Origin of the sequence: Serratia liquefaciens, assembly GCF_027594825.1 — a bacterium.
Taxonomy (GTDB): domain Bacteria; phylum Pseudomonadota; class Gammaproteobacteria; order Enterobacterales; family Enterobacteriaceae; genus Serratia; species Serratia liquefaciens_A.
In genome coordinates, this window is sequence record NZ_CP088930.1 from 4860404 (window position 1) to 4883217 (window position 22814).

Sequence of the window (22814 nt, forward strand, 5' to 3'; positions counted from 1 at the left end):
GCATTAGAGGGCTTTAATCACCAGTGAAACACCCTGGCCGACACCGACACACATTGTCACCAGCGCATTGTTTAATTGCCGGGTATGCAACTCCAGCGCGCTGGAAAGCACCAGTCGCGCGCCGGACATGCCCAGCGGATGCCCGAGGGCGATGGCACCGCCGTTCGGATTGACTCGCGCATCGTCGAAGTCGATGTGCCAGCTTTGCAGCGTCGCCAACACCTGCGCGGCAAACGCCTCATTAATTTCAATGATGTCGAAATCGTTCAGCGTAAAACCGGTTCGCGTCAGCAGGCGCTCGGTCGCGGCGATTGGCCCAATCCCCATCAACGAGGGGGCAACGCCGGCGCTGGCGCTGTCGCCAATTTCCGCCAGCGGCTGGAGTGACTTGCGCTTGACATAGCGACCGCTGGCCAGCAACAGCACGGCGGCGCCGTCATTGATACCGGAGGCATTCCCGGCGGTGACCGAGCCTTCGGCGGTGAAGGCCGGTTTCAGCGCCTGCAGTTTTTGCAACGTGGTTTGGCGCGGGAACTCATCTTGAGCGAAGGATTGGCGGGTTTTGCGATCGATCTGCACATCCAGCGCGGTGATCTCCCTGGCCAATCGGCCATTTTCGATAGCCCGCCAGGCCTTCTGCTGCGACGCCAGGGCAAAATTATCCTGATCCTCGCGGGATATGCGGTATTGCTGCGCGACGTTTTCGGCCGTGATACCCAATGGATCGCTGCCATAGCGTTGTGCCAACTGCGGATTGACAAAACGCCAGCCCAGCGTGGTATCGAACAGTTTGATCCCCTTGTCGAAAGGCGTTTCGCTTTTGCCCATTACATAGGGCGCGCGGCTCATGCTTTCGACACCGCCCGCCAACACCAGATCGCTAAGGCCGCTTTTGATTTTTGCGCCGGCATAAATCACGGCGTCCAGCCCGGAGGCGCACAGCCGGTTAAGGGTAATCGCCGGTACTCCCTGATCCAAACCGGACAACAACGCCGCCATGCGTGCGACGTTACGGTTGTCTTCACCGGCCTGATTGGCGCAGCCCAGCACCACCTCATCGATATCCGGCTCGCTTTCCGGGTGTCGTTGCAGCAACGCCCGAATAATCGAGGCCGCCATGTCGTCCGGACGGGTTAATGCCAGACTGCCGCCATATGCACCGATCGCCGTGCGCGTACCGTCGATCAGATAGACCCCATCGTCTTTAATCGTCATTATTTTTCCTCATGGCGCGACGGTCAGCTCGGGCCTGGTAGCGTGGAGCAACGAGTAGTGCGGGTAATAGCGGGCGGAATGCAGCAGTTGCGCCATATTATCCAGCGTCGATTTCACGTTTTTCTGCCCGAGCTGCGCCAGCCAGGCAAAAATGCCGTCGGCATAGTTGACGCCGGCCACGGCGGCGATATCGATGTCTTCTCGGCTACAAACCCCGCTCTCCACCATGATCACCGACTCATTGATCAGGCTGCTCAGAACCCGGGCGACAATCAGGCCTGGGGAATCTTTAACAAACTCCACCTGCGGGATCACCGTTTGCAGCAGCGTGAGGAACAGCGCTTTATTCGCCTCAGTAGCCTGTTGGCTGTGGGCCGCCACCAGAAAAGCGGTGTTGGCATAGTTCAGTGCAACGTCGACCACGAAGGTATCGAGACCCGCCAGCTCGGCAAGCTGATTGGCCGTTCGCCCGTCGGTGATTTTGACTGCCAGACTGTCATTCACCTGGATAAAACGGCCCAGAACCGGGTGTTCCGGCTGACGTGTTATTGCCAGGGGCGCCCAGGTCGCGAAGGCGTGCTGTTGCAGCAGATCAAACAGCGGATGTTCGCCAAAAAAATGCAGCGAGCTCAGCGTACCGCCGCCGGTAGCCGGTGGGTTGGCTGCGTCAGCCGAGGGGGAAAAAAAAGAGCGCCCGTTTTTCTTCCCCAACAGCCCGGCATCCACCAGCGAACGTTGCAAATGGCCGGGGGTATAGCGGGGGTCATACTGCATGTCCTGCCAAATCTGGCTGCTGACCTGATAATTAATGTCCTGACCGATAAAATCAGTCAGCTCCAAAGGCCCCATGCGAAAGTGGCCTCCGGCCTTCAGTGCGCGGTCGATTTGCGGTGCCAGCGCCACGTTTTCCTCCAGCAGGCGAAAACCTTCCAGATAAAAAGGTCGCGCCATGCGATTGACGATAAAGCCCGGCGTGGCTTTGCAGACCACAAATTTTTTGCCTATCGCCGTGACCAACTGCTGGCAGCGTAAGGTGGTGGCCCGGGCGGTAAAATAGGACGGGATAATTTCGATCAGCTTCATCAGCGGTGCCGGGTTGAAGAAATGAAGGCCGATAAAGCGCGAGTTGTTTTCTATCCCTGCGGCCAGTTTATTCAGCGACAGCGAAGAGGTATTGGTGGCGATAATCGCCTCTTTTTTTACCGTGGCGGCAATGGCCGCGAGGATCTCATGCTTGGTGGGTTCATGTTCCGCTATGGTTTCAATCACCAGGTCACTGTCGGCAATGGCGTCGAAAACTGGCGAGAAAACCAGATTGGCCAGGATCTCGCCCTTTTTCTGTTGGCTTATTTTTCCGTTGTCGATTTTTTTATCCAGGTCGCCGACAATATAATCCCGAGCCTGGTTAAGATGATTACCGTTACGATTATAAAGCAGGGTTCGTATGCCGTTCAGTGCCAAAAGATAGGCAATGCCTCTGCCCATGGTTCCGGCGCCAATCACGGCGACCGAATTTATTGCCGTATTATTCTCTGCCATAAAAATCCCCGTGAGTATTCTTCTGCTTTGCAAAATTCGCAAATGCTTATATTTTATTCGGATTTAAAAAGCACCAGGTGCCTATGGCGAAGGTAATTGGCGGCGGTGTGACTGTCTAACGGTAGAAGTGACAGGTTTACAATAAATAGGCTTTATGTTATTCGCGTAATTCGTGGCGCCGGTGAAATATAAAGTCGTTATTTATTAATAATGGCAGGGGAATAGCTGTTTTTGTTATAGCCATGGTATTTTTTATTATATGAAACGGCTGTTGTCGTTTTGAGCCCTCCACTATAGTTAACCTCACTTAATGATTGCGGCGCTGTACTCTGGAGAACCCGCGTTATGGACACTCATTTTCAGCCTTTGATGGATGATCTGCTTAGCAGCCTGTCTGACCGCGATCTTTTTTTAAGCCGTCTGGCACCTTGCGCCCAGGCGCTGGGTTTCGAGTACTTCTCTTATACGGTCTTTTCCTGCTACCCGGCCAGCCGACCCAAAATGTTGATTGAGGGTAACTATCCCGCGCAGTATCTGGAAGATTACCGCAAACTGCGGATCTATTTGCAGGATCCGATGATCGAGCAGGCCCATCACTCTACGCTGCAATTCTATTGGGACGAGCCGTTCTATCGGGACAAACCGGAGCTGTGGTGGCGCATGGCGCAGTACGGCATCCGCGAGGGATGGTCACAGTCCGTCAAGGATTGCTACGGTCGGCTGGGCATCCTTACTTTTGCCGGTAAGAGTATCCCCGCTCAGTCCCCGCAGGCCGGGGCTCGTAACGAAACTTTCTTTCTGTGGCTGGCGCAGATCGCCCACAAGACGCTGCGCGAAGCATTAATATCGGTAAACGACGAGGCGATAAAGGATGTGCTGACGCTGCGTGAGAAAGATATTTTACGCTGGTGCAGCGAAGGAAAAACTTCGGAAGAAACGGCGTTGTTAATGGGGCTGAGTGAGCGCACCGTAAATTTCCACATCGGTAACTCGATTAAAAAGCTGTCGGTGGCCAATAAAACCGCCGCCACCGCAAAAGCGGTGTATTTACAGCTGATTTAATCGACTTTGAAATAATTATTCGGCTAGCCGTTAGACAGGTTGTGTTTATATTTTGTTAAATAAGGAAATATCCCACTCAGTATTTACCGCCGATCACAAAAGCGTGACAAAGCGGTTCACCCTTATCCTTCCCGGCAGTACCCTGTGGGCACCACGGTTACATAGAAGGGATGTGATATGTACAAGACCATATTAGTGCCGATAGATATTGAAGAAGATCTGTTGACCGAGCATGCGCTGGAGCATGTGGTGTACCTGGCGAAAATGTCCGGTGCCAAAGTGCACTTTTTCCATGCGTTGCCGGACGCCTCGGCATTCGTGACCGCTTACTCTTTCGGCATCAAAGAGTTTGAGAACAAGGCGGAAGTGAAGGCGGTGGATAAGCTGAAGCAGATCATGGCGGAAATCGACCTTCCGCTGGAGCGGCTGGATTACACCGTCAGCTTCGGTTCGCCGCGCGATCAGGTACTGGAACTGGCAGAGGAGATCGAAGCCGATCTGATCATTATCGGCTCGCGCCGTCCGAGCGTGAAAACCTACCTGCTGGGTTCCAATGCGGCGGCCATTGTTCGCCATGCCAATATTTCGGTGATGGTCGTTCGGTAATCCTTTCAAATCAAGCCCGCAGTTTAACGCTGCGGGCCTGCCTCATTTTGCTTTAGCGGCACAGCGCCATAATCTCCTCATACAGCGTCTGCGGTAGGGTGACGCCGTGCTGCTCACTGTGTTGCCGCTGTTGAAAGCGCCGTTCCCCCGGGATGCGCGCGCCTTGTTCGCTTATATCAGCAAACAGGGCTTCTGCCCTGGCCAAATGCATCGCTTTATCCGGCCCCAGAAAACGTTCGGGATCCATGGCGATGATCAGCTCGCCGCCGTAGGGCGAAGAGCCTGTCTGCCGGTCGTAGGCCAGCGACTCCTTGCTGGTCATGTCGCCGATCAGGGGCCCGGCAATCAGTTCCACCATTGCTGCCAGCGCTGAACCCTTATGACCGCCGAAGGTCAGCATTGCGCCCTGTAACACGCTTTCGGCATCGGTTGAGGGCTGCCCTTGCCGGTCGATGCCCCATCCTGGCGGCAGCGGGGTACCGGCACGGCGATGCAGTTCAATCTCGCCTCGCGCGGCGGCGCTGGTGGCCATATCAAAAATAAAGGGGGGCCGCTGTGGTCGTGGCCAGCCGAAGGCGATGGGGTTAGTGCCGAACAGCGGTCGGGTTCCCCCTGCCGGCGTGACCCAGGCATGGCTGGGCGTGCAGGCCAGCGCCACCAGACCTTGATCGGTTAAAGGTTCGATATCGGCCCATAATGCCGAGTAATGCACGCAATGATTAATGGCCAGCGCGGCGATGCCGTTAGTGTGCACCTTTTCGATAAAGGCCGGCAGTGCCGTGCGATAGGCCAACAGCGAAAAGGCCCCGTGGGCGTCAACCCGCAAAATCGCCGGGGCTTGATCGAGTAGCGTCGGTCGGGCATCGGCGGACACTTTACCCGCCAGCAGCGAACGCACGCAGCCAAGCACCCGATACAAACCGTGCGAGGCGCAGCCATCGCGTTCACCTGCGGTCACATTCTGCGCGACGGCTTCGGCGTGCTCAACGCTAAAACCGTTGCTGCGTAATGCGCGTAGCGCGAGTTCATAGGCTTGGTCCAGCGTCAGGCTCTGGGTTGGCATCATCGAATATCTCCTCTGGGTTTACTCTTCTTCATCACCGGCAAAATTCGCCCGAGGCAAACAGGTATAGGCGCCCCAGTAGTAAATCGCCAGCGCAATGACCGCCACGGTGATGGTGTCCCATGGGTGACCAATAGCGTTGATACCGCCAAAACTGCCGAGGTAGGAAGCGATGATAATCAGCGCATAGAAGGCAATCAGCCACAGCGAAGACCAAACCTGCTGCCTGAGGCTGACGGCGTGGGTCGGCACCTTGTTTTTGAACAGGATATAAACCACGAACATCAGAATTTGCAGGCCGAGCAGCCAGGACACGGTGTTCCAACCGGACCAGTAGACGATCAGCGCCGAGATGATAAATGACACCGGGCCGAGCACGCAGAAACCGCGCACGAAAAATGGCCGAGGCAGGTCAGGGGCGTTGCGGCGCAGGCCGGCGGCGGTGACCGGCGCAATGGCGTAACTCAGGACCAGCGCGGCGGAAACCACACCGATCAGCTTCTCCCATGAAGGGAAGGGCAGCGTCCAGAAGATCGACAAGCCGAAAGTCAGCCAGAGAGCAGGACGCGGAATGCCGGACTCGCCGTCGACGCGAGTGAATATTTTAAAGAAGGTGCCGGCGCGCGCCCAACCGTATACCACCCGTGGTGTGGCGTTCATGTAAATGTTGCCGGTGCCGCTCGGCGAGATAATCGCATCGCTCACCACCAGAAAAGCCAGCCAGCCCATGCCCAGGGTGATGGCGATATCACGGTAGGGCAGCGAAAATTGCTGGCTGATCCCGGCCCAGCCGCCGCTCAGCATCTCGCTGGGAATACTGCCGAGGAAAGCCACCTGCAGCAGCACGTAAATGAGCGTAGACAACACGACCGACAGGATCAGCGCAATAGGAATGGTGCGCTGCGGGTTTTGCACCTCGCTGGCAACCGAGATAATCGGCGTCAGGCCCAGGTAGGCGAAAATAATCCCCCCGGCGGATATAGCGGCCTCGACGCCGGCGGAGCCAAAGGGAGCAAACCCCTGGCTATGGAAGTTTTCGGGTTTGAAGAAACTGAACAGTACGACGATCACCAACAGCGGCACCACGAATTTAATCACGCTGATCAGGTTGTTGGATTTGGCAAAGGTTTTGACGCTGTAGTAGTTCAGCGCAAAGAAAAAACACAGCAGCAACAGTTGGACCAGCCAGCCGATCAGCGTCGGATCGCCGGATCCCGGTTGGCTCAAAAAAGGAAACCAGGCGGCGGCGTACTGGCGGGCGGCCACGATCTCAATGGAGATCAGGCTGGAGAACGCGATCAGGGTAATAAAGCCCAGTAGATAGCCCATCAGTTCACCGTGGGAAAACACCGGGTAGCGGATAATACCGCCGGCGCGCGGCAGCGCTGCGCCCAGCTCACAATAGACAATGCCGAGCAGCAATACGGCCAGACCGCCGATCAGCCAGGAGTAAATACCGGCCGGGCCGGCAATGGAAGAGACGTGGCTGGCGGCGAACAGCCAGCCGGAACCAAAGATTGCGCCCAGGCCGATAAACGTCAGATCGGTGAGCGTAAGCTGCTTCTTGAATTTGCCTTGGGTTGTCATGGAATGACCCTTTTGTTATTAGGTGGCAGACAGATGCGATTTGGTTAGTCGTTGGCAGGTGAGCGAAGAGGATCACGGGTATAAATCCCGTTAACCAGCCGCAGCAGGCCCAGCGGATTGCTGTCTTGCAGCTGCGGGGGCAGCAGCGCCGCAGGGTAATTCTGCAAACAGACCGGGCGCAGAAAACGTTCAATAGCCAGCGTACCCACCGAAGTTCCGCGTGCGTCGCTGGTGGCCGGATAAGGGCCGCCGTGCACCATGGCATCGCAGACCTCTACCCCGGTCGGATAGCCGTTGAACAAGACCCGTCCCGCTTTTTGGGTCAGCCGTTGGGCCAGCGGTTCTGCATCAGTCAGATCCTCATTTTCTGTCAGCAGCGTGGCGGTCAGTTGCCCCTGCAGGCTGTCCAGTGCGGCGACCAACTGCCTATGATCTTCCACTGCCACCAGAATGGCTGCCGGGCCAAACACTTCCTCTTGCAGCAGCGGGTTTCCGCTGAGCAGCAAATCGAGATCGGCTTGATAGAGCTGCGCCGTGGCTAAATGCGGGCGCTGTTCGCGGTGACCGGCCAGGTGACGGATACCGTTTTGCTCATCAAGGGAGGCTAACCCGTGGCGATAATTAGCCAGCGAGCCGGCATTGAGCATGGCTTGCGCAGGTGCGGCGTTGACCTGCGCGCTCAGTTCGCGCACAAATTCGCTGAATGCTTCGCCGTGTTGCCCGATGATAAGCCCTGGTTTGGTGCAGAACTGGCCGCAGCCTAGGGTGAAGGATGCGACCAGCTCGCGGGCGATCTGCTGCCCACGGCGAGCTAAAGCCTGCGGCATAATGATCAGCGGGTTGATGCTCGACATCTCGGCAAATACCGGGATCGGTTGGGCGCGCCGCTGGGCCAAATCGAACAAGGCCCGGCCGCCCCGTAGCGATCCGGTGAAACCCACTGCCTGAATGGCCGGATGCTGCACCAGCTCCGCGCCAATGCGCTCCCCGTAAATCATGTTGAAAACCCCTGCCGGGATCTGCTGTTGTTCTCTTGCCCGTTCGATGGCTAGCGCGGTCAGTTCTGCCGTGATCATATGGCCGCTGTGCGCCTTGAACACCACCGGACAACCTGCGGCCAACGCGGCCGCAGTGTCTCCGCCGGCGGTGGAGAATGCCAATGGGAAATTGCTGGCGCCAAAGACCGCTACGGGCCCGAGGGCGGTGCGATACTGCCGCAGATCCGGGCGGGGCAGCGGCGTTCGTTGAGGTAATGCGCTGTCTATGCGCACGCCATGCACATCACCACGGCGCAGCAGGGTGGCAAACAGTCGCATCTGGCCGCTGGTTCTGGCCCGTTCACCGCTCAGTCGGGCTAACGGCAGGGCGGTTTCCTGCATGGCGTAGCCGAAGAAATCCTCATCCAGAGCGTCTAATTGCTCGGCAATGGCCTCAAGAAAGTCGGCTCGACGCTCGGCGCTGAGCTGAGAATAGGCCGTGAATGCTTGTGCGGCGGCATCGGCGGCGGCGGCGGCTTCTTCGTGACTGGCCGAGAAAAAAACGTGGCCGGTCGGCAGGCCGTTGTCGGCGCGCAGGCTGACAAGCTGGGCCTCGCCGCTGGCACGGCGTTGACCGCCGATAAACTGTTGGCCGCTGATGGTATGGGCGTTGGGCATGGGTTCCCCCGTTGGGTCAGTGACATAGCCCGGCAGGTCGCCGGGCGTGAGTGGCGATCAGAGGCCGACATCCGGCAGCGCAGGGCGGTTGGCCAGCGCTTTATTGACCACTGCTGTGACCTCGGCCAGGGTATCGCCCTGCAATGCCAGGCGTGGCGGGCGGGTAATGGCGCTGCCGCGACCCACCAACTCTTCACACAGCTTGATGCACTGCACCAGATCGGGACGCGCATCCAAATGCAGCAGCGGCATAAACCAGCTGTACAATGCCAGCGCCTCCTCGAAGCGTTTTTGCTTCGCCAGACGGAACAGGGTTTCGCCTTCACGCGGGAAGGCGTTGGACATGCCGGAGATCCAGCCTTCGGCGCCGACGGCGATGCTTTCCAGCACCACGTCATCCAACCCGGCGAACAGCACAAAGCGATCGCCCACTTCATTGCGCAAATCGATAAAGCGACGGGTGTCGCCGGAGGAGTCCTTGAAGCAGACGATATTTTCGCAATCGACCAATGACGTCAGGATGTCCGGCGTCACGTCGTTTTTATAAATTGGCGGGTTGTTGTAGACCATGATCGGCAGATCGGTGGCGGTAGCGACGCTGCGAAAATGCGTTGCGGTTTCATGGGGTTTGGCTGAATAGACTAACGCCGGCATCACCATGATACCGTCGACGCCGACCTTTTGGGCTTCGCGCGCCATATTGCGCGCAAAGGCGGTGGTGAACTCGGCGATACCGGCAATCACCGGGACCTGACCCTGAGCTGCGTCGCGTGCCACTTCAATCACCGACAGTTTTTCCTGAACGGTCAGCGAGGTGTTTTCACCCACGGTGCCGCACACCACCAGGCCCGAAACGCCGTCTTTGACCAGGTTTTTGATCACCGTATGGGTGGCGTCGAGATCCAGAGAAAAATCGCTGCGGAACTGGGTGCTGACCGCCGGGAATACGCCGCTCCAGCTAATGGCTTTATGGCTCATAGTGTTTTTCCTGTCGTCCAAGTTTGTTAATCAATGGTGAATTATTGGTAAAATACAATCACAGATTGACCTGTATTGTTCGCAGGGGCTTGACGGTTTTCGCCGAATGCCATGACGAAATTGGCACAGTAAGGCGGGACTGCAGACGAGAGGGAGCCTGATGCATAAGGCACCATGGCGATTTTTTTAATTATATAAATCAGCGCGTTAAAGAGTGATGGTGGTGCGGAAATCGCGCGGTGTTGAACCGGTCATGGCTTTGAATTGGCGGCTGAATGCGCTGTGATCGGTGTAGCCGCACTGCAAGGCGATGTCGGTAATAGGCATATCACCGGCCAGCAGTTCGGTGGCTTTTTCCAGCCGCACCTTGTGGATCATCTGGCGTGGGGTGAGATGAAAAATACGTTTGCAGTAACGTTCAATCTGCGCCACAGAAAGTGCCGTGAGCGCCGTCAGTTCCTCAAGTGCGATCGGTCGGGCGTAATGCTGGCGAATGTAGACATCGATGGCCGCCAGCCGTTGATAGGCTGGGTGATTGGCCTTGGCTTCCTGCAGATCGTGCGAAATGCCGGCCATGCCGATGATTTTGCCCTGCGCGTCGTACAGCGCCAGCTTTTGCGTCAGACACCAACCGGTCTCGCGGCCGTTATACAAGTGCATTTCCAGTTGATCCTGGATCAGCTCCCCGTGGCGCAGCACGCGCAGATCCTGCTCGGTATACCCCGATCCGAGCTGGGCCGGGAAAACGTCCGCCGAGGTTTTGCCCAGCAACGGCGCGACGGTTTTAAACCCACAGCGTTTGGCCAGCGTCAGATTGGCGAACAGATAACGGGCTTGCACGTCTTTGATGAAGAACACCACGTTGGGTATGGCATTGAGCAGCGGGGCGATCAACGCCAGTGAATTCAGCAGATCGCGCAGAGTATTCGGCCGTTGCTGTGCCAGGCCATCACACCAGCGGGAAAGCTGTTCAACGGCGAACGCATCATCTTCCTGTTCATCGAAAGCGGGCCGGGTGTCAGTGATAACCTGGTGGTGTTGAGTTAATCGCATGGCAATACCTTTTCCCGCTGAATGGCACAGAATCTGGAGTGGCCAGGTCGGCCATCTTTAACGCGCCTCATCAATATTAACTTTCCTATAACTTTTCAAGCGGAGCCTTCAATTATGCGGATCACCGCAAACTTTTTCCCTCCGTGACGTATTCCATACAGAAAAAATGACCTCTTTCGCACCGGTCTAGAGATAGCATGAAAGTAACAAATTGATAAATAACTCATTATTATGGTTGCTCACTTTTCTCTGTTCGGCGCTAACCGGATATCCAATTAAGGACTGTGCTGATTTCTGCATGCGCCGAGCCGAAATGCATCAAGCGGCGATCGGCAGATTCGGTCAGGCTAATGTCATCGGTAACATTTCATTAACTCAGGAGGCTCCGATGGCACTTTCTTCGCATTTCACCGCGCTGCGGGCGATCGATTCCCATACCGCCGGTGAACCCACCCGGTTGATCATCGATGGGTTTCCCGATTTGGGTACCGGCAGTATGGCGGAGCGCAAAATCCGATTCGCCCAAGAGTATGACGACTGGCGCAGTGCCATCATTCTGGAGCCGCGCGGCAATGATGTCCTGGTCGGGGCTCTACTCTGCCAGCCCTGTTCGCCACAGGCCGCCGCCGGGGTGATTTTTTTCAACAACGCCGGCTATTTGGGCATGTGCGGCCACGGCACCATTGGCCTGGTGGCCTCATTGGCCTATCTGGGGCGAATTGGCGTGGGGGATCACCTGATTGAAACGCCTGTCGGCACGGTCAATGCCAGGCTGCATGAGGATGGCAGCGTGACGGTGGAAAACGTACCGGCCTATCGTTACCGCCGACAGGTAAGGGTGGAGGTGAGCGGTTATGGCCCGGTGGTGGGTGATATTGCCTGGGGCGGGAACTGGTTTTTCCTTATCAGTGAACATCAGCTGGCGATCGATACGCAAAACCTGGACGCGCTCACCGCTTTTTGTTGGGCGGTGCGGGTGGCGCTGGAGTCTGCGGGGATTTATGGCGAAGACGGCGGGGTTATCGACCATATTGAACTGTTCGCTGCCGATCCGCAGGCGGACAGCCGTAACTTCGTGCTTTGCCCGGGTAAAGCCTATGACCGCTCGCCGTGCGGGACGGGCACCAGCGCAAAACTGGCCTGTCTGGCGGCTGACGGCAAGCTGCAACCGGGTGAGATCTGGCGTCAGGCGAGCGTGATCGGCAGTCAGTTCAGCGGTTATTACCAACGCAACGGCGATCGCGTGACGCCGTTTATCCGTGGGCAAGCCTATGTGTGCGCTGACAGCCAACTGCTGTTGGATGAGCGTGACCCTTTCGTTTGGGGTATCCGCTGATGGCTGCCGACAGGCCTGCTGAAGCGATTGTGGTGGGGGCCGGTATTATTGGTGCCGCCTGTGCCTGGCGTCTGGCGCAACAAGGGCTGCAGGTGCTGCTGGTGGATAATCAGCGCGCCGGTGCGACCGCCGCAGGCATGGGCCATTTGGTGTGTATGGACGACAACCCTGCCGAGCTGGCCTTAAGCGCCTACTCGCTGCAGCTGTGGCGCAGCTTGGTGGCGAGAATGCCGGAAAACTGCGCCTGGCGTGGCTGCGGTACGCTGTGGCTGGCAGAGCGGGACGATGAAATGGCGATTGCCGAAGCCAAGCTCCAGCGTATGGCGGAGTATGGCGTGACCGGCGAAATGCAAAGCGCCGCACAGGTGGCGGGCCTGGAACCTATGCTACGCCCCGGTTTGGCGGGCGGACTGCGAGTGCCGGGCGATGGCATTGTTTATGCGCCTAATGTGGCCCGCTGGCTGGTGAGCGACGCCGGATCGGCAATCAGAATCATTACCGGGGAGGCTTGTGCGTTGGAAGATCGGGCCGTCGTGCTGGCGAGCGGTGAATGTCTGACGGCACCTGTAGTGGTGTTGGCCTGCGGTCTGCAGGCCAACGGGTTGCTGGAACAGCCCCTACTGCGGGCCAAGAAAGGGCAGTTGGCGATTACCGATCGCTATCCGCAAAGGATCCATCATCAGTTGGTTGAATTGGGCTATGGGGCCAGCGCCCACGCCAGCGACGGGACTTCGGTGGCGTTTAACGTTCAGGCGCGCCCAACGGGCCAGTTGCTGATCGGCTCTTCTCGCCAGTTTGATGCTCCTGACAGTGACATCGATTTGCCGTTGCTGGCCGCAATGTTGGCGCGTGCCAACGCTTTTCTGCCCACGCTGGCACAGATGAACGTCATTCGCTGTTGGACCGGCCAGCGTGCCGCCTCCGCCGACGGTTTGCCGCTGTTGGGCCCGCATCCGCAACACCGCTGGCTGTGGCTGGCGCTGGGGCACGAAGGGTTAGGCGTCACCACCGCGTTGGGCAGTGCTGAGCTGATTGCTGCGCAGATCCTCCATCATCGCCCGGCGATTGACGACACGCCTTATTTGGCTGCACGCATGTTCAGTACGGAGGCGTTAGCGGTATGAGCCAAAAACAGAATCAGCTGAGGGTGACCCTTAACGGTGAAAGCCTCTGGGTTCCGGAAGGGGTTAGCGTGGCGGCGGCGCTCAGTCTGAGGGGTGAGGACAGCTGTCGTGTTTCGGTCAGCGGACAAGCGCGCACGCCGTTTTGCGGCATGGGGGTCTGCCAGGAGTGCCGCGTGACCGTAAATGGCTTGCGGCGACTGGCATGCCAGACGCTCTGTCAGCCGGGAATGCAGATTGAGAGGACGGAGAATGAGTGACCTCGTGTGCGATGTGCTGGTTATCGGTGCTGGCCCGGCCGGGCTAGCGGCGGCCCGCGCGGCGGCAGAAAGTGGCCAGTCAGTGCTGGTACTTGACGATAACCTGCGGCCGGGCGGGCAGATCTGGCGTGACGGACCCAACGTGGTATTACCGGCATTGGCACATTGGTATCGGCAGGGTGTGGAGGCCCCGAGTAATCTGACCTTGCTTAATGGGATGAAGATTATCGCTCAGTGTGGGCCGCAGAAAATGCTCTACGAAGATGCGACAGGCAGCGGAGTGGTGGACTATCAAACATTGATCTTGTGCTGTGGCGCGCGTGAGTTGCTATTGCCGTTTCCCGGCTGGACATTGCCTGGCGTGACCGGTGCCGGTGGGCTGCAGGCGCAGATCAAACAGGGATTGCCGATCAAAGGGGAGCGGGTGGCGATTGCCGGCAGTGGCCCGTTACTGCTGGCGGTGGCCAACAGCGTGATCAAGGCCGGAGGAGAAGTGGTGAGGGTAGCAGAACAGGCCTCCGCCACGCGCCTGACGGCGTTTGCCGGCGGGTTGTGGCGTTGGCCGGCCAAGTTACGCCAGTCATTTACCCTGATCAACCGCCATTACCGCCCTGGCAGCTTTGTGCTGGAAGCAATAGGTGATCAACGGTTGACGGCGATACGGCTGCAGACTGGCACTCGAGTGGCGACGCTGGCCTGTGAACGCCTGGCCTGCGGTTTTGGCCTGGTAGCGAACGTCGAACTGGCGATGCTGCTGGGCTGCCGCCTTTATGATGACGCCGTTGCCGTGGACGATAACCAGCAGACCAGCCAGCCGAAAATTTATGCCGCCGGTGAATGTACCGGAATAGGGGGCAGCGAGCTGGCGCTGACGGAAGGGACGATTGCCGGGTATGTCGCCACCGGCAATCAACAACGGGCGAAGGGATTAATGCGGCAACGTGATCAATGGCGGCGATTTGCCGATGCCGTGGCACAGACTTTTGCGTTGGATCCCGCATTGAAAGCGTTGGCGCAACCGCAAACCCTGGTGTGCCGTTGTGAAGATGTTTCCTTAAGCCAGCTAAGCGGCTTTCCTGACTGGACGACGGCCAAGCTGAGCAGTCGCTGTGGCATGGGGGCTTGTCAGGGGAAGATTTGCGCGACGGCGGTGCGTCATTTGCTTGGCTGGCCGCTACCGGCTCCGCGGATACCGCTGACGCCGGTAAGGGTCGAAACCCTGGCGCGATTGAACGGCATCGAGACTGACCAATAAGCCTGCTACACTCAGGCAAGATGACCGGACAAATCGGGCGGATAACGGATGATAAATGCATTGATCACGCTGGGGCTGTGCCTGCTGTTGATGCCGCTATTGTTGTGGTTGATTGGCCGGGCGCTATCGGCCGCAAAAGATAAAAAGCCGGAAGGGGACAAGCGAAAACCCAGGACCGGCATGCCGCACGGTGATGATGAGTGAACTCAGTGGCGCGTGAGGCGATGTGCCGGCCGCGCCGCTGTTATTACGGCTACTGTGGCCAATAATAGGTTTTCTCGTGCCAGCCTTTCCCATACATACATGCCTGAATGGTTGCCGATCGTGCATCTTCGTTACGATCGTTCTGCACTGTTTTAAACGAAGGCTGCTTATCGTAACGGTAGCCTGCCGGGCAGTCCTTCTTGTTTTTCTCGCAGGTCTGGTATTGGTTCTCGTAGCTAAATTCAAAATCTCTCACCACATCGGGCGGAAAGCGTTCATAACCACGCCCTTTGCATTCGGCATAGTCGGCCTCGCGAGTGGTGCTGCTTGCGCCAGGCTTTTCCCACTGGGTACAGGCAGTCAATGTCATTAATGGCAATATAATCAAAAAACTAAACGTCTTCATGGTATCCCTAACTCTTCCTTTCATCCTGTATTCACACGCTAAGAATCTTCCTAGGCGAGAGAGGGCATGAGTGTAATAAACTGATGTTAAAATTGGAAATGATAATAGTTATTGTTTAGGCGAGGTTGATGTAATACCGACAGTGCAGGGCTGAAAACGTCATTTCTAATAATGAAATAGTACCCATTGTTATAATGTACCTGCTAACTTTCATTGGGTGCGTATTGATTCTATTTCTTTAAGATATTTACCTAAAGATTAATTCTTATTATTGGTAACGCAAGGGTATTTGAAGAGTCATGAATTAGAATAGGGTTTCTTCTATTGCTTTTTATGAATTATAGAAAATAAAACTATTATTCAATTTGCCGGTAATACGATTGCAATTCATGTGTAAATTTTTTAGATTCAGGATCGAGAAGCAGTTGTCATGATGATGAAGATGTTAAAGGGAGTTTTATTTTGGCGAATAAATCTGAAGTACCTAAAGACAGTGCTGATTTACCTTCATTATCAGAAGATTGTGACAGGTTAAGAAACCTTTCCGATGTCGGGGATTCATTTGGTTATGGTCGTACTCGTTTTTATCAATGGTGCCGGGGGCGCGGCTTTCTCACGCTGATGAATGCGCCTTCTACAGAGATGATCAGTGCGGGTTACATGGTGACGACGTTATCAGAGAATGGTTACTCACGCGTTTATGTGACTGAGGATGGTTTTAATTTTGTGGGCGGTGCCTTTCGAGAAGACATTCAAAAACGTATGGTCAAACTTTAAAGGGATTATAAAAATCTTATTCATTTCAGTATTCTAACTACGGAATTTTCTTATGTCAGCCGGCAGTTTTGGCCGAACAGCATCACGGCCGGTGAAGGTAAGCGCATGGCCTTTACGATTAGCTTGGGTATACGGTAAGTTATCCTATTTTTTCATTGATGATGCTCTGGCGCTATAGCCGCAGGCTATTGTGTTGCTACTATAAAAGTTGGTTTTCCCCAGGAGCTCAGGATGAAGCATTACGCCGCGTTACTTGTTACCACCGTGCTGTTGTCTGGCTGCGCCACGCAGTCTGTTCCGCTACAACAGGCCGAATTAGCGCCTCCTAGCCGGCTGTTGCTTTATCAGAATATGCCGCAGACCCCTTTTGCCACGATAGTGGTGGTACGTGACAGTGGGATGTTGGCTGGCAGTTGCCGAACCGGGGTTTATATCAACGGGGAGTTTGCTGCGTCGCTGGCGGCGAAAGAAAAGGCCGAATTCCGGGTGCCGGTCGGCAATAATGAAATCAGCATTGGGCAGGATATGATCGAAAACAGTCTGTGCATCTGGCGCGATACCAGCGGCCGGTTACCGATGACGTTGCGTGCCGGCGAAAGCCGCTATTTCCGCGTGGCGGGAGATATGCAGCGCGGGTTTGTTCTGCAGGCCGGCAGGCCGTAAGTCTGGTGGGGCACTCAACGCCCCTGCCACCATCCCCACAGGGTAATCAAAAGCCAGGCCGCCGCGATCCAACACAATACCGCTGCGGCCAGCGCCCAGGACAATCTCATGCTGTTGATAAAGAAATACAGCGAAATCAGATACACCAGATAGGGTAAAACGGCCCACATGCCGAAAATCAGCGTGGTTCTCAACGCTTCGATCGAGCGTTCGCTGCCGACGATGTAATGGGCAATCAGTGCGAAGGTCGGGAACAACGGCACCAGACCGGCGATATAGTAGCTGCGGCTTTTGGCAAGCAGGCCAATGAGTACCACCACCAGTGCGCCAATCAGCGCTTTTACCACGATGCCCATATGTCTCTCTGGCGTAAATAAAAACACATTGCCTGAAATAACCAGGGTGATCAATCATCAGGAGGCTGGGGGTGGAACGGGCCCGCGGTGACGGCAGGCCGGAGGGGATAGCTTATTGGCGGTAGGCGTGCTTAATCTGCTGAATGCTGTTTTTAAAGATTTCGGCCTGGGTCGGATCTTCAATCTGCGCGATAAAGCGTTCCATGTTGATAATGACTTTCCCGGCGTCGGCCTGGCCGATCGATTTCAGGATCAGCGTCAGCGTGGCTTTAAGACAGGCGACTTCTGTCGCCAGCGTTTCCGGGTTTGCAGACGTAGTAAAGTCAACGTTGCTCATTTTCTCTCCTGATTTTGAGGCCGAAGCCTGAAACAATGTGCTTTGTGATGCGCACCCGCACCGGTTTCATTCAACCAGACGTGCAGATGCGTATTTAACTGGGCGCGGAGTATAGCATAGTATGCAGATATCCATCTGTACCGATAGCGCGATATCCGTGTAGGTATGGCTAACGTGGCATCGATCGCGGTTTTATCAACTTCCACATTATAGTGCATACTGACTAGTGATTATTGAATAGACTGTTGGTAGTTTGGTACCGGAGCCGCCGAGGAATAATAGACAAGTTATTTTTTACGAGTTAATAAGTATTTGCCTGTCGGGTTATTGTTAACTTGTCAGGGTTATTTAAATCATCAACCCTGGCGTCTCATAGACGTCTGGAGCAAGTAATTTCTTTGCGCAATGATTCTTGCTGAGGAAGATAAAAACCAATTTGCTATGTTGTTCTATTTCAATGGATTACAATCTTGTTGTGTTAGTGTTAATATTATCCGTGTTGCGATTGCTTACACTGATTTTACCTTCGCTTCGGGATTGTCGCAGTCCCATGGGGCCCGGTTCAATCGGGGTAATATTGACATCGACGGCTTTTTATCTGCAAACAAGGGTTTTATCAGGCGACCTGAGTGACTAAAATTCAAAAATCTGGCCCACTGCGCAAAGTTAATCGGAAGTAAGTATTAATCTGTGTTCATTCTTGGCAGAAAAACAAGTAATATCGCAGGCTATAACAAAGGCTGATTGCGTTACTCCCTTCTTTTTGGAGATTTTTCCTTGATTAGCGTTCTTCTTGTTGATGACCACGAACTGGTGCGCGCAGGGATACGACGCATTCTTGAAGATATCAAAGGTATAAAAGTTGTCGGGGAGGCCCAGTGCGGTGAAGACGCCGTGAAATGGTGCCGTGGCAATGCTGTAGATATCGTTCTTATGGATATGAACATGCCGGGTATTGGCGGGCTGGAAGCCACGCGCAAAATTGTACGCTATGCGCCCGACGTTAAAGTCATCATGCTGACTATTCACACTGAAAATCCCTTGCCGGCTAAGGTGATGCAGGCCGGAGCCGCAGGTTATCTCAGCAAGGGTGCGGCGCCGCAGGATGTGGTGAATGCCATTCGTACGGTGCAGGCCGGGCAGCGTTATATCGCGTCCGATATCGCACAACAGATGGCGTTGAGCCAGTTGGAGCCGCAGACGGAAACCCCGTTCAGCTGCCTGTCTGAGCGCGAACTGCAGATCATGCTGATGATCACCAAAGGCAAAAAAGTTAACGAGATCTCGGAACAGCTGAGTCTCAGCCCGAAAACGGTGAACAGTTACCGTTACCGCATGTTCAGCAAGCTGAATATCAGCGGTGACGTCGAATTGACACACCTGGCTATCCGACACGGATTGTTCAATGCGGAGACGTTGTTAAGCAGTGAGTGACCGTTTTGATGCCAAAGCATTTCTCAGTACCGTAACCAGCCAGCCTGGCGTCTACCGTATGTATGACGCTACTGGCACGGTTATCTACGTCGGTAAAGCCAAAGACCTGAAAAAACGTCTCGCCAGTTACTTCCGCCAACAGGTTGGCAGCAGGAAAACGGAGACGTTGGTTAAAAATATCGCTCAAATAGACGTAACTGTTACTCATACTGAAACAGAAGCGCTATTACTGGAACATAACTACATAAAGTTATACCAGCCACGATATAATGTTCTTTTGCGAGACGATAAATCTTACCCGTTGATCTTCCTGAGCGCGGATAGCCACCCACGGCTGGCGGTTCATCGCGGCGCCAAACACGCCAAAGGGGAGTATTTCGGGCCTTTCCCCAATTCTTATGCCGTGCGTGAAACGCTGGCGCTGTTGCAGAAATTGTTCCCGATACGCCAGTGCGAGAACAGCGTGTATCGCAACCGTTCGCGTCCTTGCCTCCAATATCAGATTGGGCGTTGCCTGGGGCCTTGCGTCGCCGGGTTGGTGAGTGAGGAGGAATACCGGCAGCAGGTGGATTACGTGCGCCTGTTCCTGTCCGGTAAAGATCAGCAGGTGCTGCACCAATTGATCGAAAGGATGGAAAACGCCAGCAAGGCATTGAACTTTGAAGAAGCGGCGCGCATCCGCGACCAGATCCAGGCGGTACGCAGGGTGACCGAACGTCAGTTCGTTTCCGGCAACAGCGACGATCTGGATGTGATTGGCGTAGCTTTCGAGTCCGGCATGGCTTGCCTGCACGTGCTGTTTATCCGTCAGGGGAAAGTGTTGGGCAGCCGCAGTTACTTCCCGAAAGTGCCGGGCGGTACCGACATGAGCGAAGTGGTGCAAACCTTTGTCGGGCAGTTCTATCTACAGGGCAGCCAGATGCGCACCTTGCCGGCGGAAATTCTGTTGGACTTCACCCTGCCGGAAAAAGACCTGCTGGCCGAGTCGCTTTCAGAACTGGCCGGCCGGAAAATCCAGATCCAGAGCAAACCGCGAGGGGATCGCGCGCGCTACCTTAAACTGGCCCGTACCAACGCAGCAACGGCGCTAACCACCAAGCTTTCCCAGCAGTCGACGATCCATCAGCGGCTGGCAGAATTGGCGAAGGTGCTCAATCTGACCGAAATTAACCGCATGGAGTGTTTCGACATCAGCCACACCATGGGGGAGCAAACTGTGGCCTCCTGCGTGGTATTTGACTCGAATGGTCCGCTACGTTCTGAATATCGGCGCTATAATATCACCGGTATTACCCCTGGGGATGATTATGCCGCGATGGCGCAGGTGTTGAAGCGTCGTTATGGCAAAGCCCTGGAAGAGAAAAAAATCCCCGACGTTATTTTTATCGACGGTGGTAAAGGTCAGCTTGGTATGGCGATTGACGTATTCAATTCGCTGAACGTGACCTGGGATAAAAACAAACCCTTGCTGATTGGCATCGCCAAAGGCGCCGACCGCAAAGCCGGGTTGGAGACGCTGTTCTTTGTGCCGGAAGGTGAGGGCATTGCCTTGCCGTCGGATTCACCGGCGCTGCATGTGATCCAGCATATCCGCGATGATTCGCATAACCATGCGATCACCGGGCATCGGCAGAGAAGGGCAAAAGTAAAGAATACCAGCGCGTTGGAACTGATCGACGGCGTTGGGCCAAAACGGCGACAGGTGCTGTTGAAGTATATGGGCGGACTTCAACCATTATTGAACGCCAGCGTTGAGGAAATTGCAAAAGTGCCGGGTATTTCACAAGCATTGGCAGAAAAGATCTACAATGCATTGAAACACTGAGGGCAATGTAGCAACATACTCTTAATTCCCACTCCAGCCAGATAGTTACCTTAGCATTATGCAATTGAATATACCGACTTGGCTTACTCTGTTTCGCGTAGTTCTGATCCCATTCTTTGTTCTGGCATTTTACCTGCCGTTCACCTGGGCTCCGATGGTTTGCGCCGTCATCTTTGTGTTTGCTGCCATAACCGACTGGTTTGACGGCTTCCTGGCCCGACGCTGGAAGCAAACGACCCGTTTCGGGGCGTTCCTCGACCCGGTGGCGGACAAAGTGATGGTGGCGGTAGCGCTGGTGCTGGTGGCGGAACACTATCACACCTGGTGGATTACCTTGCCTGCAGCAACCATGATTGCCCGTGAAATTATCATCTCGTCGCTGCGTGAGTGGATGGCGGAGATCGGTAAACGCAGCAGCGTGGCGGTGTCCTGGATTGGCAAAGTCAAAACCATGGCGCAAATGATGTCGCTGGTCGGGCTGCTGTGGCGTCCCGATCGTACCGTCGAGTACGTGTCTTTTGGTTTGCTGTACATCGCGGCGGTGCTGACTTTCTGGTCAATGTTCCAATATTTGAACGCTGCGCGGAAAGATTTGCTGGAACCCTGATCAAAGCGATGCAAAAATCGTCAAACGAACGTAATGAGACAACAATTTTATTGACTCATTACGTCAGGTAAGTAGAATGCATCGCATCAGACGGCAGCAGTGATTTGCCGAAAGATAGCAAAAAAATCAGTAAGTTCTGATTAATGCGGGAATAGCTCAGTTGGTAGAGCACGACCTTGCCAAGGTCGGGGTCGCGAGTTCGAGTCTCGTTTCCCGCTCCAAATTTGATGAAGCTGGTGTTTCACGAGCTTTAGCCTGATAAAGGCAAACAAGAATTTAGGCGCGTTAACAAAGCGGTTATGTAGCGGATTGCAAATCCGTCTAGTCCGGTTCGACTCCGGAACGCGCCTCCAATTTTCCCGAGCCCGGGTGGTGAAATCGGTAGACACAAGGGATTTAAAATCCCTCGGCTTATGGCTGTGCGGGTTCAAGTCCCGCCCCGGGTACCAGGAAAATAAATTCCAGAATAATCAAAGCAATAAGCAGTAATGTCGTGACCGCCGGAAGGCGGTTTTTTTGTGCCTGAAATTCCATTTCGTCATATCACATCATAATATTCTTCTGCTATCACTGTTATCCTGTTGTCGGGCAAAGGCCAGTTTTAAAGACGCTTGGTAAGAAGTGATCTATAACCAAAGAGTGCAATAGATAAGGAGTGTTGGATGAAAGGGGGATTATTTTTATTGGCGATTATCATGCTGTCTGGCTGTTCAGGGTCTTTTGGATCGATTCTGGGTGTGATCCCGCAAAGCTCCGATGTTTGCCCTCAAGGGAAAAATGCGATCACCGGCGAATGCCGTTAGCTCGCATTGTCGGCTTTTTTTCAGCCTAAACCCTGCGTCCAGCCTGAAACTATGGCTGGCAACCCAATCAAGACATATCCGGCTGGTAGATCGCTGTGCCGATCGCCGGATACTGCCTGTTCCAGGCGTTAGAGCCTAGCCTCCACTTCCCAGTAGCGGAAGCCTATCCGCACTGCAGTTTGCCACCCACATCACCGCCACGACGACAGCGATGGAAATGATCGCGCACAGATCCGATTTGCGCATGCTTCTCCTTAGCGAGCATTGATTCCAATAACCTCGATTGCTGCTCTGTGCAGTTTCTGACCGTACTCGTCGGGTTGCCTTTCGATTTCAGCGATGAGGTAGGCGAGAATATTTTGCTTGCTGATGGGTTTGTTAGCGGAAAGCACCTGAATAATGCCTTTGCCGAGCAGGCTGTATATTTGTTCACGGTATGTCTCGATATCTCTATCGTGGAGACCGTAAAGGGAGTAATCGATCATAGAATTTTACCGCTGGTGAAATTTAAAGTGCCAGCCGAAGCTGGCAGAGAAGCCATTAAAAAAATAAAGTCGTGCAAATTTCACTTAGGTTGATAGCTAAGTGGAATGTTAACGATAACGTAGTAGGAATATTCCTATCAATAGGCAGCTGTAGTCCAGACCGCGAATTAGGAAAAACCTCAGACAA

The 22814-nt window shown here is 54.9% G+C and carries 23 protein-coding genes and 3 tRNA genes; 15 read left to right on the forward strand and 11 right to left on the reverse strand.

The window, feature by feature from the left end; translation table 11 throughout:
• Positions 1-3: 3 nt before the first annotated feature.
• Positions 4-1215 (reverse strand): acetyl-CoA C-acyltransferase, encoded by a 1212-nt coding sequence (locus LQ945_RS22390; RefSeq protein WP_270101764.1) that lies wholly within the window; start codon positions 1213-1215, stop codon positions 4-6.
• Positions 1216-1224: 9 nt separating this feature from the next.
• Positions 1225-2754, reverse strand: a complete 1530-nt coding sequence (locus LQ945_RS22395; protein ID WP_270101765.1) for a 3-hydroxyacyl-CoA dehydrogenase NAD-binding domain-containing protein — start codon at positions 2752-2754, stop codon at positions 1225-1227.
• Positions 2755-3099: 345 nt separating this feature from the next.
• Here LQ945_RS22395 and LQ945_RS22400 point away from each other — a divergent pair, with 345 nt between their 5' ends.
• A complete protein-coding gene (locus LQ945_RS22400; protein WP_182821410.1) occupies positions 3100-3816 on the forward strand; it encodes an autoinducer binding domain-containing protein in 717 nt (238 codons plus the stop codon).
• 177 nt (positions 3817-3993) lie between these two features.
• A complete protein-coding gene (locus LQ945_RS22405; RefSeq protein ID WP_020826219.1) occupies positions 3994-4422 on the forward strand; it encodes a universal stress protein in 429 nt (142 codons plus the stop codon).
• 52 nt (positions 4423-4474) lie between these two features.
• On the opposite strand, the gene LQ945_RS22410 is transcribed toward LQ945_RS22405, so the two are convergent.
• The 5 genes from LQ945_RS22410 to LQ945_RS22430 form a co-directional block, all read right to left on the reverse strand.
• On the reverse strand, positions 4475-5488 hold the full coding sequence (locus LQ945_RS22410) for an Ldh family oxidoreductase (RefSeq protein ID WP_270101766.1): 1014 nt from the start codon (positions 5486-5488) through the stop codon (positions 4475-4477).
• A gap of 18 nt (positions 5489-5506) precedes the next feature.
• Complete coding sequence (locus tag LQ945_RS22415) at positions 5507-7072, reverse strand: APC family permease (protein ID WP_044549693.1); 1566 nt, start codon at positions 7070-7072, stop codon at positions 5507-5509.
• Between the two features lie 44 nt (positions 7073-7116).
• Positions 7117-8727, reverse strand: coding sequence for an aldehyde dehydrogenase (NADP(+)) (locus LQ945_RS22420; protein WP_270101767.1), 1611 nt, complete (start codon positions 8725-8727; stop codon positions 7117-7119).
• Between the two features lie 57 nt (positions 8728-8784).
• A complete protein-coding gene (locus tag LQ945_RS22425) occupies positions 8785-9705 on the reverse strand; it encodes a dihydrodipicolinate synthase family protein (protein WP_044549698.1) in 921 nt (306 codons plus the stop codon).
• 207 nt (positions 9706-9912) lie between these two features.
• Entirely contained in the window at positions 9913-10758 is an 846-nt protein-coding gene (locus tag LQ945_RS22430) for an AraC family transcriptional regulator (RefSeq protein ID WP_044549699.1), read from the reverse strand.
• A 388-nt stretch (positions 10759-11146) separates the two neighbouring features.
• On the opposite strand from LQ945_RS22430, the gene LQ945_RS22435 reads away from it, so the two are divergent.
• From LQ945_RS22435 to LQ945_RS22455, 5 genes are read left to right on the forward strand one after another with little or no spacing between them, the layout of a single operon-like run.
• Entirely contained in the window at positions 11147-12094 is a 948-nt protein-coding gene (locus LQ945_RS22435; protein WP_270101768.1) for a 4-hydroxyproline epimerase, read from the forward strand.
• Entirely contained in the window at positions 12094-13218 is a 1125-nt protein-coding gene (locus tag LQ945_RS22440) for an NAD(P)/FAD-dependent oxidoreductase (RefSeq protein WP_270101769.1), read from the forward strand. Before LQ945_RS22435 ends, LQ945_RS22440 begins: the two co-directional genes overlap by 1 nt.
• Positions 13215-13475, forward strand: coding sequence for a (2Fe-2S)-binding protein (locus LQ945_RS22445; protein WP_270101770.1), 261 nt, complete (start codon positions 13215-13217; stop codon positions 13473-13475). Before LQ945_RS22440 ends, LQ945_RS22445 begins: the two co-directional genes overlap by 4 nt.
• A complete protein-coding gene (locus LQ945_RS22450; RefSeq protein ID WP_270101771.1) occupies positions 13468-14730 on the forward strand; it encodes an NAD(P)/FAD-dependent oxidoreductase in 1263 nt (420 codons plus the stop codon). The genes LQ945_RS22445 and LQ945_RS22450 overlap by 8 nt, the downstream gene beginning before the upstream one ends.
• Positions 14731-14778: 48 nt before the next feature.
• Positions 14779-14934 carry a hypothetical protein gene (locus LQ945_RS22455; RefSeq protein ID WP_270101772.1) on the forward strand — a complete coding sequence of 52 codons (156 nt, stop codon included), beginning with the start codon at positions 14779-14781 and terminating at the stop codon, positions 14932-14934.
• 49 nt (positions 14935-14983) lie between these two features.
• On the opposite strand, the gene LQ945_RS22460 is transcribed toward LQ945_RS22455, so the two are convergent.
• Positions 14984-15340, reverse strand: a complete 357-nt coding sequence (locus LQ945_RS22460; RefSeq protein WP_262239987.1) for a hypothetical protein — start codon at positions 15338-15340, stop codon at positions 14984-14986.
• A gap of 462 nt (positions 15341-15802) precedes the next feature.
• Here LQ945_RS22460 and LQ945_RS22465 point away from each other — a divergent pair, with 462 nt between their 5' ends.
• Positions 15803-16117 carry a hypothetical protein gene (locus LQ945_RS22465; protein ID WP_262239986.1) on the forward strand — a complete coding sequence of 105 codons (315 nt, stop codon included), beginning with the start codon at positions 15803-15805 and terminating at the stop codon, positions 16115-16117.
• Between the two features lie 231 nt (positions 16118-16348).
• Positions 16349-16780 (forward strand): hypothetical protein, encoded by a 432-nt coding sequence (locus LQ945_RS22470; RefSeq protein ID WP_270101773.1) that lies wholly within the window; start codon positions 16349-16351, stop codon positions 16778-16780.
• Positions 16781-16794: 14 nt separating this feature from the next.
• On the opposite strand, the gene LQ945_RS22475 is transcribed toward LQ945_RS22470, so the two are convergent.
• Positions 16795-17136 (reverse strand): GlpM family protein, encoded by a 342-nt coding sequence (locus LQ945_RS22475; protein ID WP_044549716.1) that lies wholly within the window; start codon positions 17134-17136, stop codon positions 16795-16797.
• A gap of 112 nt (positions 17137-17248) precedes the next feature.
• Positions 17249-17473 carry a DUF2594 family protein gene (locus LQ945_RS22480; protein ID WP_020826235.1) on the reverse strand — a complete coding sequence of 75 codons (225 nt, stop codon included), beginning with the start codon at positions 17471-17473 and terminating at the stop codon, positions 17249-17251.
• A gap of 777 nt (positions 17474-18250) precedes the next feature.
• Between LQ945_RS22480 and uvrY the strand changes: the two genes are divergently transcribed.
• The 6 genes from uvrY to LQ945_RS22510 all read left to right on the forward strand — a co-directional run bounded on the left by uvrY (position 18251) and on the right by LQ945_RS22510 (position 21788).
• On the forward strand, positions 18251-18907 hold the full coding sequence (gene uvrY / locus LQ945_RS22485; RefSeq protein WP_041414407.1) for a UvrY/SirA/GacA family response regulator transcription factor: 657 nt from the start codon (positions 18251-18253) through the stop codon (positions 18905-18907).
• A complete protein-coding gene (uvrC, locus tag LQ945_RS22490; RefSeq protein ID WP_262239984.1) occupies positions 18900-20732 on the forward strand; it encodes an excinuclease ABC subunit UvrC in 1833 nt (610 codons plus the stop codon). Before uvrY ends, uvrC begins: the two co-directional genes overlap by 8 nt.
• Positions 20733-20790: 58 nt before the next feature.
• Positions 20791-21339, forward strand: a complete 549-nt coding sequence (pgsA, locus tag LQ945_RS22495) for a CDP-diacylglycerol--glycerol-3-phosphate 3-phosphatidyltransferase (RefSeq protein WP_020826238.1) — start codon at positions 20791-20793, stop codon at positions 21337-21339.
• 145 nt (positions 21340-21484) lie between these two features.
• Positions 21485-21560 (forward strand) — tRNA-Gly (locus LQ945_RS22500).
• Positions 21561-21618: 58 nt separating this feature from the next.
• Positions 21619-21692: transfer RNA gene (locus LQ945_RS22505), tRNA-Cys, on the forward strand.
• 10 nt (positions 21693-21702) lie between these two features.
• Positions 21703-21788, forward strand: a tRNA-Leu gene (locus LQ945_RS22510).
• 608 nt (positions 21789-22396) lie between these two features.
• Here the strand turns inward: LQ945_RS22510 and LQ945_RS22515 are convergent.
• Entirely contained in the window at positions 22397-22627 is a 231-nt protein-coding gene (locus LQ945_RS22515; RefSeq protein ID WP_269933840.1) for a biofilm development regulator YmgB/AriR family protein, read from the reverse strand.
• Between the last annotated feature and the right edge of the window lie 187 nt (positions 22628-22814).

What these genes read in the sequence shown, in the direction of transcription:
- LQ945_RS22390 (WP_270101764.1), bottom strand. Translation starts at nt 1,215, where the DNA reads ATGACGATTAAAGACGATGGGGTCTATCTGATCGACGGTACGCGCACG.
- LQ945_RS22395 (WP_270101765.1), bottom strand. Translation starts at nt 2,754, where the DNA reads ATGGCAGAGAATAATACGGCAATAAATTCGGTCGCCGTGATTGGCGCC.
- LQ945_RS22400 (WP_182821410.1), top strand. Translation starts at nt 3,100, where the DNA reads ATGGACACTCATTTTCAGCCTTTGATGGATGATCTGCTTAGCAGCCTG.
- LQ945_RS22405 (WP_020826219.1), top strand. Translation starts at nt 3,994, where the DNA reads ATGTACAAGACCATATTAGTGCCGATAGATATTGAAGAAGATCTGTTG.
- LQ945_RS22410 (WP_270101766.1), bottom strand. Translation starts at nt 5,488, where the DNA reads ATGATGCCAACCCAGAGCCTGACGCTGGACCAAGCCTATGAACTCGCG.
- LQ945_RS22415 (WP_044549693.1), bottom strand. Translation starts at nt 7,072, where the DNA reads ATGACAACCCAAGGCAAATTCAAGAAGCAGCTTACGCTCACCGATCTG.
- LQ945_RS22420 (WP_270101767.1), bottom strand. Translation starts at nt 8,727, where the DNA reads ATGCCCAACGCCCATACCATCAGCGGCCAACAGTTTATCGGCGGTCAA.
- LQ945_RS22425 (WP_044549698.1), bottom strand. Translation starts at nt 9,705, where the DNA reads ATGAGCCATAAAGCCATTAGCTGGAGCGGCGTATTCCCGGCGGTCAGC.
- LQ945_RS22430 (WP_044549699.1), bottom strand. Translation starts at nt 10,758, where the DNA reads ATGCGATTAACTCAACACCACCAGGTTATCACTGACACCCGGCCCGCT.
- LQ945_RS22435 (WP_270101768.1), top strand. Translation starts at nt 11,147, where the DNA reads ATGGCACTTTCTTCGCATTTCACCGCGCTGCGGGCGATCGATTCCCAT.
- LQ945_RS22440 (WP_270101769.1), top strand. Translation starts at nt 12,094, where the DNA reads ATGGCTGCCGACAGGCCTGCTGAAGCGATTGTGGTGGGGGCCGGTATT.
- LQ945_RS22445 (WP_270101770.1), top strand. Translation starts at nt 13,215, where the DNA reads ATGAGCCAAAAACAGAATCAGCTGAGGGTGACCCTTAACGGTGAAAGC.
- LQ945_RS22450 (WP_270101771.1), top strand. Translation starts at nt 13,468, where the DNA reads ATGAGTGACCTCGTGTGCGATGTGCTGGTTATCGGTGCTGGCCCGGCC.
- LQ945_RS22455 (WP_270101772.1), top strand. Translation starts at nt 14,779, where the DNA reads ATGATAAATGCATTGATCACGCTGGGGCTGTGCCTGCTGTTGATGCCG.
- LQ945_RS22460 (WP_262239987.1), bottom strand. Translation starts at nt 15,340, where the DNA reads ATGAAGACGTTTAGTTTTTTGATTATATTGCCATTAATGACATTGACT.
- LQ945_RS22470 (WP_270101773.1), top strand. Translation starts at nt 16,349, where the DNA reads ATGAAGCATTACGCCGCGTTACTTGTTACCACCGTGCTGTTGTCTGGC.
- LQ945_RS22475 (WP_044549716.1), bottom strand. Translation starts at nt 17,136, where the DNA reads ATGGGCATCGTGGTAAAAGCGCTGATTGGCGCACTGGTGGTGGTACTC.
- LQ945_RS22480 (WP_020826235.1), bottom strand. Translation starts at nt 17,473, where the DNA reads ATGAGCAACGTTGACTTTACTACGTCTGCAAACCCGGAAACGCTGGCG.
- pgsA (WP_020826238.1), top strand. Translation starts at nt 20,791, where the DNA reads ATGCAATTGAATATACCGACTTGGCTTACTCTGTTTCGCGTAGTTCTG.
- LQ945_RS22515 (WP_269933840.1), bottom strand. Translation starts at nt 22,627, where the DNA reads ATGATCGATTACTCCCTTTACGGTCTCCACGATAGAGATATCGAGACA.